Raw genomic sequence first — 13,451 nt, forward strand, 5'->3', positions numbered from 1 at the left:
CCCGAATGCGCGACGGCCGTCACGCTAGAGTGACCGCCGAGGACCGAGCTGGGGGTCCCGCCCGCTTGCGGGGGACAGACCCGCGTGACCGCGCAGCAGGAAGGACCGCGACATGACCGGGCACGATTCCTTCGTCCTGCCGCTCTATATCCCGCAGGACGTCGACATGTCCGTGATCAAGGCACAGGTGGCCGCGGACGGTGTGAGCGCCCCGCCGTCGGCGATGCCGGGACTGCTCGACGTGGTGAACCAGGCGCGCGCCGACGGCATCAACCTCAAGATCGTGCTGCTCGACCACAACCCCCCGAACGACACCCCGCTACGCGACATCTCGACGGTGGTCGGCGCGGACTATCACGACGCGACGGTGCTGACGCTCAGCCCGAGCTACGTCGGCAGCTACAGCACGCAGTTCCCCCGCGTCACGCTCGAGGCCGGCGAGGACATCGCCAAGACCGGCAACCCGGTGGTCTCCGCGCAACACTTCTTGCACGAGTTGGACACGCCCGAGTTTCCCTGGACGGGCCTGACGATCTTCCTGTTGATCGCCGTCTTCGCGGCGGCCGTCGGCACCCGGTTGTTGCAGTTGCGTAGCAAGCGTTCAGCAACGACGGATGACACCGCGGCAAACCCCGCGGCCGACGCCAATACCGCCGTGTAACCACCGGCATTCGCTTCCTCGGGTTCGCTCGGCGAACCCGCACGGGCGACTATGGCAAACCGGGCAGGTCACTGTTCGGTCACATTAAACGCACGTAGAGAGTGCGATTTCGGCGGAGCGTTTGCACGCCCATCTGTGTGACGTACGGTGCAAATGATGCTGGTGTTGTCTTTGGCGCTATTCGGTGAATCTGTGGCTGGCGCCGCCCGTCGTGTTGAGCCGTAGGAGACCTGAGTCGAATGAGACGCACACGCTGGGGGTCTTCTGCGCGACCGGTCGCAAGGCTGGTGCGGCCCGTCGTCCCGTCCGTTTTGAGCCTGGCCCTGCTGATCGCCACGCCGGGCCTGGCGGAGGCCGACCCCACCGCCGACAATCTGGCCGCACTCATCGCCAACGTCGCCAAGGCCAACCAGCGGCTGCAGAACCTCAGCGCCGAGATCCAGACTGAGCAGGAAAGCGTCAACAAGGCCCTGGTCGACGTGGAGACGGCGCGGGACAACGCGGCCACCGCCCAGCACGATCTGGAGGCCAGCCAGCGAGCGGTCAAGGACGCCAACATCGCCATCGCCGGGGCGCAGCGGCGTTTCGACACGTTCGCCGCGGCCACCTACATGAACGGCCCTTCGAACAGCTACCTGACGGCGAGCAGCCCCGACGACATCATCGCGACCGAAGCCGCCGCCAAGAACCTGACCACCAGCTCGCAGACCGTGATGGCCAAGCTGCAGCAGGCCCGCACCGAGCAGGTGAACAAGGAATCGGCGGCGCGACTGGCCAAGCAGAACGCCGACAAGGCCGCCGCCGACGCCAAGTCCAGCCAGGACGCGGCGGTGGCGGCGCTGACCAACTCCAAGCAGAAGTTCGACCAGCAACGCGAAGACATCATTCGCCTTGCCGCCGAACGGGATCAGGCTCAGGTCAAGCTCGAGGCGGCCAAGCGCGAGGCCGCGCGGCAGTGGTCCGCAGGTGCCGGCGGGCCGGGAGCGCCCGCGTCGGGTGACCGGTGGGAGACCGGATCGGCGGGCGCACCGGCGCCGTCGTCCGGGGGCCGGCAGTGGGACGGCGCCTGGGACCCGACGTTGCCGATGATCCCGAGCGCCAACGTCCCCGGCGACCCGATCGCGGTGATCAACCAGGTGCTCGGCATCTCGGCCACCTCGACACAGGTCACCGCCGGGCTGGGCCGCAACTTCCTGCAGCAGATGGGCATCCTCAAGCCCGACGACACCGGCATCACCAACGCGGCGCCCGGTGGCGTCGGCGGGCGCATTCCCCGGGTGTACGGCCGGCAGGCCACCGAATACGTGATCCGGCGCGGCATGTCGCAGATCGGCGTGCCCTACTCCTGGGGTGGGGGCAATGCCGCCGGCCCGAGCAGGGGCATCGACTCCGGGGCGGGCATCACCGGCTTCGACTGTTCGGGCCTGGTCCTGTACTCGTTCGCCGGCGTGGGCATCAAGCTGCCGCACTACTCGGGCTCGCAGTACAACCTGGGCCGCAAGATCCCGTCCTCGCAGATGCGCCGCGGCGACGTCATCTTCTACGGCCCGGGCGGCAGCCAGCACGTCACGATCTACCTCGGCGACGGCCAGATGCTCGAGGCTCCCGACATCGGGCTGAAGGTCCGCGTCGCCCCGGTGCGCACCAGCGGCATGACGCCCTACGTGGTCCGATACATCGAGTGGTAATCAAGTGAGCACTGAACGGACAGCCATGCGCCGCAACCGGTTTCGTCTCGTCAACTTCGCCTGGATCACCGCGGTGGTGTCCGGGCTGATGTTTTTTCCTGCCGCCCCCGCTCCGCTCGCCGGGGCCGACCCGGGTCAGTGGGATCCCACCCTGCCGGCCCAGATCAGCGCCGGCGCCCCGGCGACCCGCTCGCCGTCGCCAACGCCTCGCTGCAGGCCACCGCCCAGGCCACCCAGACCACGATGGACCTGGGCAAGCAATTCCTGAGCGGGCTCGGGATCAACCTCGGCGGCGATCCTCCGGCCGCGGCGGCCACCCCGAGCAACCCCGGCGCCAAGATTCCGCGGGCGAACGGCCGCCAGGCCATCGAGTACGTGATCCGCCGGATGGGCTCCCAGATGGGGGTGCCGTATTCGTGGGGCGGTGGCTCCCTGGATGGGCCGAGCAAGGGCGTCGGCGACGGCGCGAACATCACCGGCTTCGACTGCTCGGGCCTGATGCGGTACGGGTTCGCCGGCGTGGGCGTGCTGATCCCGCGGTTCTCCGGCGACCAGTACAACGCCGGGCGGCACATCCCGCCGGATCAGGCCCGGCGCGGTGACCTGATCTTCTACGGCCCGGGCGGCAGCCAGCACGTCACCATGTACCTGGGCAACGGCCAGATGCTCGAGGCGTCGGGCAGCGCCGCCAAGGTTACGGTCAGCCCGGTTCGCAAGCCCGGCATGACGCCGTTTTTGACCAGGATCATCGAGTACTGATCGCGGCCCCGGCGGCCCATCGGCTGGGCGAGCGTCGACGGAATTCGGCGGGCCTGGAATAGTTGGACGCGGGCACGTCGCTGCCCGGCAGTCGTGTGTCCGATTGAGCGTGGAGGGTTCTTGATGACAGCAGCAGGTGGGCCGCCGCCAGGCGCCAGCGGTTACTCGGGCCCGGGCGGGCAATCCGGCCCGGCTCACGAAGCGCCGACGGGCGGAGGCAACGGGTTGGCCGCCGAGGTGCAGACCCTGGAGCGGGCCATCTTCGAGGTCAAACGCATCATCGTCGGCCAGGACCAGCTGGTGGAGCGCATGCTGGTCGGCCTTTTGTCCAAGGGGCACGTGCTGCTCGAGGGTGTGCCCGGCGTGGCCAAGACGCTGGCCGTCGAGACCTTCGCCAAGGTGGTCGGCGGGACGTTCGCGCGCATCCAGTTCACGCCCGACCTGGTGCCCACCGACATCATCGGTACCCGCATCTACCGGCAGGGCAAGGAGGAGTTCGACACCGAGCTCGGCCCGGTGGTGGTCAACTTCCTGCTCGCCGACGAGATCAACCGCGCGCCGGCCAAGGTGCAGTCGGCGCTGCTGGAGGTCATGCAGGAGCGCCACGTGTCGATCGGCGGTAAGACGTTCCCGCTGCCCAACCCGTTCCTGGTGATGGCGACGCAGAACCCGATCGAGCACGAGGGCGTCTACCCGCTGCCCGAAGCCCAGCGTGACCGCTTCCTGTTCAAGATCAACGTCGGCTACCCCTCGCCGGAGGAGGAGCGGGAGATCATCTACCGGATGGGCGTGCGCCCGCCGGAGCCCAAGCAGATCCTCAACACCGGCGACCTGCTGCGGCTGCAGGACATCGCGGCCAACGTCTTCGTCCACCACGCGCTGGTCGACTACGTGGTGCGCGTGGTGACCGCCACCCGCCACCCCGAGCAGCTCGGCATGAACGACGTCAAGACGTGGATCTCGTTCGGGGCGTCGCCCCGCGCCTCGCTGGGCATCATCGCGGCGTCCCGGTCGCTGGCGCTGGTCCGCGGCCGCGACTACGTGATCCCGCAGGACGTCGTGGACGTCATCCCCGACGTGCTGCGGCACCGGCTGGTGCTCACCTACGACGCGCTGGCCGACGAGATCTCACCGGAGATCGTCATCAACCGGGTGCTGCAGACGGTTGCCCTGCCTCAGGTGAACGCCGTTCCGCAGCAAGGTCATTCGGTGCCCCCGGTGATGCAACCCGCCGGCGCGGCCAGCGGTCGGTGACCGACGCCAAGCGGCCGGTGGTCCATCCGCCGTCGATGCAGCGGGGTCAGATCGATGACCCGAAGCTGTCGGCGGCGCTGCGCACGCTCGAGCTCACCGTCAAACGCAAGCTCGACGGTGTGCTGCACGGCGATCACCTCGGCCTGATCCCGGGCCCGGGCTCGGAACCGGGGGAGTCGCGCGAGTACCAGCCCGGCGACGACGTCCGCCGGATGGACTGGGCCGTCACCGCGCGCACCACGCACCCGCACGTGCGGCAGATGATCGCCGACCGTGAGCTGGAAACCTGGTTGGTGGTCGACATGTCGGCCAGCCTGGACTTCGGCACCACCGTGTGCGAGAAGCGCGACCTGGCCGTCGCGGCCGCGGCCGCCATCACCTTCCTCAACAGCGGGGGCGGCAACCGGCTGGGCGCGATCGTGTCCACCGGCGCCAACATCACCCGGGTGCCGGCCCGCTCCGGGCGCCAGCACGAGCAGACGCTGCTGCGCACCATCGCGACCACGCCGCGCGCCCCGGTCGGGGTGCGCGGCGACCTGGCGACGGCGATCGACGCGCTGCGCCGGCCGGAACGCCGCCGCGGCATGGCGGTGATCATCAGCGACTTCCTGGGGCCGATCAACTGGATGCGGCCGCTGCGGGCCGTCGCCGCCCGGCACGAGGTGCTGGCCGTCGAGGTGCTCGATCCGCGCGACATCGAACTGCCCGACATCGGCGACGTGGTGCTGCAGGACGCCGAGTCCGGCGTCACCCGCGAATTCACCATCGACGCCCAGCTGCGCGACGACTTCGCCAAGGCCGCAGCGGCGCACCGCGCCGACGTGGCGCGCACCATCCGCAGCTGCGGGGCCCCGATCCTGACGCTGCGCACCGACCGCGACTGGATAGCCGACATCGTGCGGTTTGTCGAATCCCGTCGTCGCGGTGCATTGGCAGGGCGGCAGTGACCCTGCCGCTACTCGGCCCAATGTCGTTGTCGGGCTTTGAACATTCGTGGTTCTTCCTGTTCCTGCTCGTCGTCGTCGGGCTGGCCGCGCTCTACATCCTGATGCAGTTGGCGCGGCAGCGGCGCATGCTGCGCTTCGCCAACATGGAGCTGCTGGAAAGCGTTGCGCCCAAACGGCCTTCGACCTGGCGGCACGTGCCGGCCATTCTGCTCATCGCGTCGCTCGTGCTGTTCACCATCGCGATGGCGGGTCCGACGAACGACGTGCGGATCCCGCGCAACCGCGCGGTGGTGATGCTGGTCATCGACGTCTCGCAATCCATGCGCGCCACCGACGTGCAGCCCACCCGGATGGCGGCCGCCCAGGAGGCCGCCAAGCAGTTCGCCGACGAGCTGACCCCGGGCATCAACCTCGGGCTGATCGCCTATGCGGGCACCGCGACGGTGTTGGTATCGCCGACGACCAACCGCGAATCGACCAAGACCGCGCTGGACAAGTTGCAGTACGCGGACCGCACCGCGACCGGCGAGGGCATCTTCACCGCCCTGCAGGCCATCGCGACGGTGGGCGCGGTGATCGGCGGGGGTGACAAGCCGCCGCCGGCGCGCATCGTGCTGTTCTCCGACGGCAAGGAGACGATGCCGACCAATCCGGACAACCCGAAAGGCGCCTTCACCGCCGCGCGAACCGCCAAGGACCAGGGCGTGCCGATCTCGACCATTTCGTTCGGCACGCCCTACGGCTTCGTCGAGATCAACGACCAGCGCCAGCCGGTGCCCGTCGACGACGAGACGCTGAAGAAGGTCGCCCAGCTCTCGGGTGGAAACGCCTACAACGCAGCGTCATTGCAGGAACTCAAATCGGTGTACGCGACGCTGCAGCAGCAGATCGGCTACGAGACCATCAAGGGCGATGCCAGCGTGGGCTGGGTGCGGCTGGGTGCGGTGGTGCTGGCGCTGGCCGCGCTGGCGGCGTTGCTGATCAACCGGCGCCTGCCCACGTAGGTCTGCCCGCTTTTGGCCCGCGAGCGTAAGCGCACCGCGATTTTCGGCCCGAATTTCCACAGTGGGCTTACGCTCGCGAACCGCGGGCCTCGCGCACACGGCGGATGATCTCGTCGCGGTGATGCTCCGCGATGACCCGCACGACGATCCACCCGTGACGTTCGATCGTCTCCAGCCGGCGGATGTCCTTGACGTACTGATAGCGAATCGATCGATGCTGATCGCCGTCGTACTCCACGGCCACCTTGATGTCCTCCCAGCCCATGTCCAAATAGGCTTCTGCCCAACCCCATTCGTTGCGGACTGGAATCTGTGTCCGGGGAGCGGGAAACCCGGCCGCGATCAACAGCAGGCGCAGCCAGGTCTCCTTGGGGGACTGCGCTCCGCCGTCAACGAGTTCGAGGGCGGCGCGCGCGGCCTTCATGCCTCGGCGTCCGCGATACCGCTCGACCAGCAACTCGACGTCGGCCATCTTCAGATCGGTCGCCCGCACGAGGGCGTCGACCGCGGCGACCGCGGCACCCAGCTGGCATCGCCTGGCCAAATCGAGCGCGGTTCGAGCGGGCGTGGTGACGCGCATGTTGTCGACGACGGCGATCTCGTCGGCCTCGATGCGCTCTTCCCACACCTGCACGCCCGGCGCAGGCCACCGGTTGGTGTCGATGATCGCGGCGGGCAACGCCGGGTCGATCCACTTCGAGCCGTGCAGCGCCGAGGCCGAAAAGCCGGCGAGTATGCCGCGCTGGCGTGATCGCAACCAGCAGGCCTTCGCGCGCAACACCGCCGTCAGCTCGAGGTCGCCGGCCACGTACACGTCTTTGTGCAGCGCCGTATACCGTCTGCGCAGCTCGTGCGGAGTCACAGCGCCGACGGCTAGGGCCTCGCTGCCCAAAAAGGGGCCTGTCATGCCCGCCATGGGCGGAAGTGTGCTCCGCCACACCGACAGCGCTCCGCGAGCGTAAGCACACGGCGGAAATCCGGCCCGAAAGTCGCAGCCTGCTTACGCTCGCGGTGCTAACAGGGGGAGATTTCAGGCCCACCGCAGCGAGGCGATAAGTTGGCCGGGTGACTGACGCAGCCACCGAACTCGCCGCCAACGGCGTCAAACCGGCATTCGTATCCCGTTCAGTCCTGGTCACCGGCGGAAACCGGGGGATCGGGCTGGCGATCGCACAGCGGCTGGCCGCCGACGGCCACAAGGTGGCGATCACGCACCGCGGATCCGGGGCGCCCGAGGGACTGTTCGGTGTCGAGTGCGACGTGACCGACAACGACGCCATCGACCGCGCCTTCAAAGAGGTCGAGGAGCACCAGGGCCCGGTCGAGGTGCTGGTGTCCAACGCCGGCATCTCCAAGGACGCATTCCTCATCCGGATGACCGAGGAGCGGTTCGAGCAGGTCATCAACGCCAACCTCACCGGGGCGTTCCGGGTGACCCAGCGCGCCGCGCGCAGCATGCAGAAGAAGCGGTTCGGCCGGATCATCTACATCGGCTCGGTCTCCGGCAGCTGGGGCATCGGCAACCAGTCCAACTACGCCGCCGCCAAGGCCGGTCTCATCGGCATGGCCCGTTCGATCTCGCGGGAGCTGTCCAAGGCCGGGGTGACCGCGAACGTGGTGGCGCCCGGCTACATCGACACCGAGATGACCCGCGCGCTGGACGAGCGGATTCAGGCCGGGGCGTTGGACTTCATCCCCGCGAAGCGGGTCGGCACGGCCGCGGAGGTCGCCGGGGTGGTCAGCTTCCTGGCGTCCGAGGACGCGAGTTACATAGCCGGTGCGGTCATCCCGGTCGATGGCGGCATGGGCATGGGTCACTGACTTCAACCACGAGGACATTAAGGACGGACATGGCAGGACTGCTCGACGGCAAACGGATTCTGATCTCGGGGATCATCACCGATTCGTCGATCGCGTTTCACATCGCCAAGGCGGCCCAGGAGGCGGGTGCGCAGTTGGTGCTCACCGGGTTTGACCGGTTGCGCCTGATTCAGCGCATCGCCGACCGGCTGCCGGAGAAGGCGCCGCTGATCGAGCTCGACGTGCAGAACGAGGAGCACCTGAACTCGCTCGCCGAGCGGATTACTGCCGAGATCGGCGAGGGCAACAAGCTCGACGGTGTGGTGCACTCGATCGGTTTCATGCCGCAGACCGGGATGGGCATCAACCCGTTCTTCGACGCGCCGTACGAGGATGTCGCCAAAGGCATTCACATCTCGGCGTATTCGTACGCCTCGCTGGCCAAGGCGACGCTGCCGATCATGAACCCCGGTGGCTCCATCGTGGGCATGGACTTCGATCCGAGCCGGGCGATGCCGGCCTACAACTGGATGACGGTGGCCAAGAGCGCGCTGGAATCGGTGAACCGGTTCGTGGCTCGCGAGGCGGGCAAGTTCGGCGTGCGATCGAATCTCGTTGCGGCGGGCCCGATCCGAACCCTGGCTATGAGCGCCATCGTCGGCGGGGCGCTCGGCGAGGAGGCCGGCGCGCAGATGCAGCTGCTCGAAGAGGGCTGGGACCAGCGCGCCCCGATCGGCTGGAACATGAAGGACCCGACGCCGGTCGCCAAGACGGTGTGCGCGTTGCTCTCGGACTGGCTGCCTGCGACGACGGGGACCATCATCTACGCCGACGGCGGCGCCAGCACCCAATTGCTGTAAAGCCTAATGGAATTCGACGCCGTCCTGCTGCTGTCCTTCGGTGGGCCGGAAGGTCCCGAGCAGGTTCGGCCGTTCCTGGAGAACGTCACCCGGGGCCGCAACGTGCCGCCGGAACGTCTCGATGACGTCGCCGAGCATTACCTGCATTTCGGCGGGGTGTCGCCGATCAACGGGATCAACCTGGCGCTGATCGAGCAGTTGCGCGCCGAGCTCGAAGGCCGCGGGCTGGACCTGCCGGTCTACTTCGGTAACCGCAACTGGGAGCCCTACGTCGAAGACACCGTCGCGACGATGCGGGACAACGGAATTCGCCGGGCCGCGGTATTCACCACGTCGGCGTGGAGCGGCTATTCCAGCTGCACGCAATACGTCGAGGACATCGCGCGAGCGCGCGAGGCGGCCGGGCCCGATGCGCCCGAACTGGTCAAGCTGCGGCCCTATTTCGACCACCCGCGGTTCGTGCAGATCTTCGCCGACACCATCGGTGCGGCGTCGGGCGCGCTGACGGCCAAACAACAGGCGGGCGCGCGGCTGGTGTTCACCGCGCATTCCATCCCGGTGGCCGCCGACGACCGGCTGGGCCCGCGGCTGTACAGCCGCCAAGTCGCCTATGCCGCAAGCCTTGTGGCGGCCGCCGCGGGATACCCGGAGTACGACCTGGCGTGGCAGTCCCGGTCGGGGCCGCCGCAGGTTCCATGGCTGGAGCCCGACGTCGCCGACCATCTCGCCGCGCTGGCGCGGGCGGGCACCGAGGCCGTCATAATCTGCCCGATCGGGTTTGTGGCCGACCACATCGAGGTGGTGTGGGACCTCGACAACGAGCTGGCGGCCCAGGCGCAGGCGGCGGGCGTGGCGATGGTGCGGGCCTCGACCCCCAACGCCCACCCGCGTTTCGCGCAGCTGGCGGCCGACCTGATCGACGAGCTGCGCGACGGCCGGACGCCCGAGAGGGTGACCGGGCCGGACCCGGTGCCGGGCTGCCTGGCCAGCGTCAACGGCGCGCCATGCCGGCCGCCGCACTGCGCGGCCGGCACTTACACCTAGTCGCCCCAGGCGGAATGCAGGATCGCGGTCACGGCCGCCATCCGCGCCGAACGCACCACGGCGGTCAGCGGTCGCAACGCATCGCTGGCGATGCGCGCCTCAGACGACGACTGCGTTCCCAGCGGCTCCACGCCGGCGGCGACGGGAGCGGTGAACCGGTCCGGGGAGTCGGATCGGCTCAGGCCCGCGCTGACCGCGATGATGGCGTCGACGTGTGCGGCGTTCTCCAGCACCCGCAGCGCGCGCGTCGGCGCATGGTCGGGAATGCGGTGTTGCCGTGCGGATTCCAGCAGTTGCTCGACCAGTCCGCGCGGGTCGTCGACGTCGGCCGCGGCGGCTCCCAGCCCGATGGCGCCCAGCGCGTCGGCGGCCGAGCGCACCGCCGACCGCAGCGTGTACTCGGCGTCGCCGAGCTCGTAGTGGTCCAGCACGGGCGCGCCGGGCAGCGAGTACACCGTCCAGGTCAGCGCGCACAGCTCGGCCAGCCGCGTCTCGTAGTCCTCGGGCGCGTCCTCGTCGTCCTCGTAGGAGAATTCGGGCACCAAGCCGACGGCGGTGGCGGGGTTGCGGGGATTGGCGATGATGACTGCCTCACCGGCCGCCAGCGCGTCCCGCTCGAACTGCGTCCCGGGGGCCAGCCCGCGCACATCGCCGGGTACCGGCAAAACCACGTTGATCGTCCCGCGCATCACGCCGAGCGCATCCGACGGCGATGCCGGCCGGCCGATCGCGGCGCGCAATGTCTGCAGCAGCGTGACCGTTCCGGCGTCGTGCACGTCCGGCCAGGGCAGCCCGGTGTGGCCCGCGGCGACGGCATCATACGCGGTCACCGATTGCTTTGGCGCCCAAACGGATAACGCGTCCAGGACGTCGTCGGGCGCGGCCTTTCCGGCGAGCCAGGCATTGGCCCACAGGGACAGCGAAACACTGGGACACCACACGATCACGCAGTGTAGTTGTTTTGCCCGGCAAAGGCGGATCACGCGTATTCTTGCCGCATGCCCGCCGCGCTGCTTTGGCTAATATTCGCGCTGGTGCTGGCCGGTGCGGAGGCGCTCACCGGTCATTTGTTTTTGGTGATGCTCGGTGGGGGCGCACTGGCCGCCTCGCTAACCAGCTGGGTGACCGACTTGCCGGTGTGGGCGAACGGCGCGGTGTTCCTGGTGGTCTCGGTGCTGCTGCTGGTGCTGGTGCGCCCGCCGCTGAAGCGACGGCTGACGCCGGCCGGAATGCCGCGCTTGGGAATCGAGGCGCTGCAGGGCAAGACCGCGCTGGTGCTCGAGCGGGTCGCGCGTGACGAGGGCCAGGTGAAACTCGACGGCCAGGTGTGGTCGGCGCGCCCGCTTGACGACGGCGAGGTCTACGAACCTGGCGAGCCGGTCACCGTCATGCAGATCGACGGGGCCACCGCGGTGGTCTTCAGGAGCAGTCTGTAGCGGCGGCAGGCGAAGCCGCCGAGGACTGAGAGAGAGGAAGTCCGATGCAAGGTGCGGTTGCTGGTTTGGTGCTGCTGGCCGTCCTGGTGATCTTCGCGATCGTCGTGGTGGCCAAGTCGGTGGCGCTGATACCTCAGGCAGAGGCGGCGGTGATCGAACGGCTGGGGCGATACAGCCGCACGGTCAGCGGGCAACTGACGCTGTTGATTCCGTTCATCGATCGGGTTCGCGCCCGGGTGGATCTGCGCGAGCGAGTGGTGTCGTTCCCCCCGCAGCCGGTGATCACCGAGGACAACCTGACGTTGAACATCGACACGGTGGTCTACTTCCAGGTCACCGTGCCGCAGGCGGCGGTCTACGAGATCAGCAACTACATCGTCGGCGTCGAGCAGCTCACCACCACCACGCTGCGCAACGTCGTCGGCGGCATGACGCTCGAGCAGACGCTGACGTCGCGCGACCAGATCAACGGGCAGCTGCGCGGCGTGCTCGACGAGGCGACGGGCCGGTGGGGGTTGCGGGTCGCCCGGGTCGAATTGCGCAGCATCGACCCGCCGCCGTCGATCCAGGCGTCGATGGAAAAGCAGATGAAGGCCGACCGCGAGAAGCGGGCGATGATCCTGACCGCCGAGGGCATGCGCGAGGCGGCGATCAAGGAGGCGGAGGGCCAAAAGCAGGCGCAGATCCTGGCCGCCGAGGGCGCCAAGCAGGCCGCGATCCTGGCTGCCGAGGCCGAGCGGCAGTCCCGGATGCTGCGCGCCCAGGGTGAACGCGCGGCGGCGTACCTGCAGGCGCAGGGCCAGGCCAAGGCGATCGAGAAGACGTTCGCGGCGATCAAGGCCGGCCGGCCCACCCCCGAGATGCTGGCCTACCAGTATCTGCAGACGCTGCCGGAGATGGCGCGCGGCGACGCCAACAAGGTGTGGGTGGTGCCCAGCGATTTCAACGCGGCCTTGCAGGGATTCACCAAGCTGTTGGGGACCCCGGACCAGGACGGGGTGTTCCGCTTCCAGCCGTCGCCCGTCGATGACGCGCCCAAGCACAGCGCCGACGACGACGCCGATGTCGCCGACTGGTTCTCCACCGAAACCGACCCCGCCATCGCCCAGGCGGTGGCCAAGGCGGAGGCGATCGCCCGCCAGCCGGCGGATGGCCCGGCGGGGGAGTTGACTCCCTAGGATTAGCGCATGAGTGTGTTGACTTCCCCGAAGACCTACACCGCGCTCGGCGTGTTCCACGCGGTCGACGCGGTTGCGTGCGGCGTCCAGGTGGCCCCGATCAAGAAGGTCCTCGACGACGTGGGCGTCCCGGAGAACATCCGGCCGGTGCTGCCGGCGGTGAAGGCCGCCGCCGCGGTCGGTTTGCTGTCGGTGCACCGCTTTCCGGCGCTGGCGCGGTTGACGACGGCGATGCTGACGTTGTACTTCGTGCTGGCGGTCGGCGCGCACGTTCGGGTGCGCGACAAGGTCGTCAACGGCCTTCCGGCCGCGCTGTTTCTGGCGCTGGTCGCCGGGATGACGATCAAGGGACCGGACCAGGGTTAGTCGAGGCGCAACTCGACCAGCGGCAGCGGGGTGTCGGTGTCGGTGATCGGCACGCCGAGCGTCTCCTCGAGCACCGGGCGCATCTTGTCCCAGGCTTTGCGATGGCGGCTGACGTAGGCGGAAAGCGTGCGGTCGGCCTGCTGCTGGTCGAGGACGCGCGCGGTGGCGGGCCTGGGTGCGTGGCTGCCGGCGTAGACCCGAACCCGGGGATTGGCTTCAATGTTGCGGAACCACTGGGCTTTTCGGCCGAAACCCGAGGCGACGACGTAGGCGTCGGGCGACGGGTGGTCGAGAACTTCCAGCACCACGAAGCGCGGTTCACCGGATTTGCGGCCGATGTGCTCGAGCATCAGGATCCGCGAGCCGAACAGCGCGCCGGCGCGGGCCTTATAGATCCAGATCGGTGCGCGCATCAGGCGTCGCGACCGCAGCACGCGTGCGCCGGCGTTGACGA

Annotated in this window: 13 protein-coding genes and 2 pseudogenes; 12 read left to right on the forward strand and 3 right to left on the reverse strand. The window is 68.7% G+C overall.

What is annotated here, in order from left to right:
- The first annotated feature begins 112 nt into the window (after positions 1-112).
- From B9D87_RS03340 to B9D87_RS03365, 6 genes and pseudogenes are all read left to right on the forward strand, one after another.
- Positions 113-661 carry an Rv1476 family membrane protein gene (locus B9D87_RS03340; protein WP_007774256.1) on the forward strand — a complete coding sequence of 183 codons (549 nt, stop codon included), beginning with the start codon at positions 113-115 and terminating at the stop codon, positions 659-661.
- Positions 662-900: 239 nt separating this feature from the next.
- Positions 901-2,349 carry an NlpC/P60 family peptidoglycan endopeptidase RipA gene (ripA, locus tag B9D87_RS03345; RefSeq protein WP_007774255.1) on the forward strand — a complete coding sequence of 483 codons (1,449 nt, stop codon included), beginning with the start codon at positions 901-903 and terminating at the stop codon, positions 2,347-2,349.
- Positions 2,350-2,374: 25 nt separating this feature from the next.
- Positions 2,375-3,108, forward strand: a pseudogene (ripB, locus tag B9D87_RS03350) (NlpC/P60 family peptidoglycan endopeptidase RipB).
- A 123-nt stretch (positions 3,109-3,231) separates the two neighbouring features.
- The gene (moxR1, locus tag B9D87_RS03355; RefSeq protein WP_040631315.1) at positions 3,232-4,362 is read left to right on the forward strand and encodes a chaperone MoxR1; all 1,131 of its coding nucleotides are present in this window, start codon (positions 3,232-3,234) and stop codon (positions 4,360-4,362) included.
- Positions 4,359-5,309 (forward strand): DUF58 domain-containing protein, encoded by a 951-nt coding sequence (locus B9D87_RS03360; RefSeq protein ID WP_007774251.1) that lies wholly within the window; start codon positions 4,359-4,361, stop codon positions 5,307-5,309. Before moxR1 ends, B9D87_RS03360 begins: the two co-directional genes overlap by 4 nt.
- Complete coding sequence (locus tag B9D87_RS03365; protein ID WP_007774250.1) at positions 5,306-6,313, forward strand: VWA domain-containing protein; 1,008 nt, start codon at positions 5,306-5,308, stop codon at positions 6,311-6,313. Before B9D87_RS03360 ends, B9D87_RS03365 begins: the two co-directional genes overlap by 4 nt.
- Positions 6,314-6,380: 67 nt before the next feature.
- Here the strand turns inward: B9D87_RS03365 and B9D87_RS03370 are convergent, their stop codons facing one another.
- Entirely contained in the window at positions 6,381-7,220 is an 840-nt protein-coding gene (locus B9D87_RS03370) for a type IV toxin-antitoxin system AbiEi family antitoxin (RefSeq protein ID WP_007774248.1), read from the reverse strand.
- 158 nt (positions 7,221-7,378) lie between these two features.
- On the opposite strand from B9D87_RS03370, the gene fabG1 reads away from it, so the two are divergent.
- From fabG1 to B9D87_RS03385, 3 genes and pseudogenes are all read left to right on the forward strand, one after another.
- Positions 7,379-8,134 carry a 3-oxoacyl-ACP reductase FabG1 gene (fabG1, locus tag B9D87_RS03375; RefSeq protein ID WP_007774247.1) on the forward strand — a complete coding sequence of 252 codons (756 nt, stop codon included), beginning with the start codon at positions 7,379-7,381 and terminating at the stop codon, positions 8,132-8,134.
- A 29-nt stretch (positions 8,135-8,163) separates the two neighbouring features.
- The gene (gene inhA, locus B9D87_RS03380) at positions 8,164-8,973 is read left to right on the forward strand and encodes an NADH-dependent enoyl-ACP reductase InhA (protein ID WP_007774246.1); all 810 of its coding nucleotides are present in this window, start codon (positions 8,164-8,166) and stop codon (positions 8,971-8,973) included.
- Between the two features lie 6 nt (positions 8,974-8,979).
- Positions 8,980-10,042, forward strand: a pseudogene (locus tag B9D87_RS03385) (ferrochelatase); the annotation flags it as partial.
- Here the strand turns inward: B9D87_RS03385 and B9D87_RS03390 are convergent.
- Complete coding sequence (locus tag B9D87_RS03390) at positions 10,014-10,958, reverse strand: Rv1486c family protein (RefSeq protein WP_007774244.1); 945 nt, start codon at positions 10,956-10,958, stop codon at positions 10,014-10,016. The pseudogene B9D87_RS03385 and the gene B9D87_RS03390 overlap by 29 nt on opposite strands.
- A gap of 57 nt (positions 10,959-11,015) precedes the next feature.
- Here B9D87_RS03390 and B9D87_RS03395 point away from each other — a divergent pair, with 57 nt between their 5' ends.
- From B9D87_RS03395 to B9D87_RS03405, 3 genes are read left to right on the forward strand one after another with little or no spacing between them, the layout of a single operon-like run.
- Complete coding sequence (locus tag B9D87_RS03395) at positions 11,016-11,453, forward strand: NfeD family protein (protein WP_007774243.1); 438 nt, start codon at positions 11,016-11,018, stop codon at positions 11,451-11,453.
- 44 nt (positions 11,454-11,497) lie between these two features.
- Positions 11,498-12,631, forward strand: a complete 1,134-nt coding sequence (locus tag B9D87_RS03400) for an SPFH domain-containing protein (RefSeq protein ID WP_007774242.1) — start codon at positions 11,498-11,500, stop codon at positions 12,629-12,631.
- 9 nt (positions 12,632-12,640) lie between these two features.
- Positions 12,641-12,997 carry a DoxX family protein gene (locus B9D87_RS03405; protein ID WP_007774241.1) on the forward strand — a complete coding sequence of 119 codons (357 nt, stop codon included), beginning with the start codon at positions 12,641-12,643 and terminating at the stop codon, positions 12,995-12,997.
- On the opposite strand, the gene B9D87_RS03410 is transcribed toward B9D87_RS03405, so the two are convergent.
- Positions 12,994-13,410, reverse strand: a complete 417-nt coding sequence (locus tag B9D87_RS03410) for a nitroreductase family deazaflavin-dependent oxidoreductase (RefSeq protein ID WP_052002574.1) — start codon at positions 13,408-13,410, stop codon at positions 12,994-12,996. The genes B9D87_RS03405 and B9D87_RS03410 overlap by 4 nt on opposite strands.
- Between the last annotated feature and the right edge of the window lie 41 nt (positions 13,411-13,451).

It is taken from the genome of Mycobacterium colombiense CECT 3035 (assembly GCF_002105755.1).
In the GTDB taxonomy this organism is placed as follows: domain Bacteria; phylum Actinomycetota; class Actinomycetes; order Mycobacteriales; family Mycobacteriaceae; genus Mycobacterium; species Mycobacterium colombiense.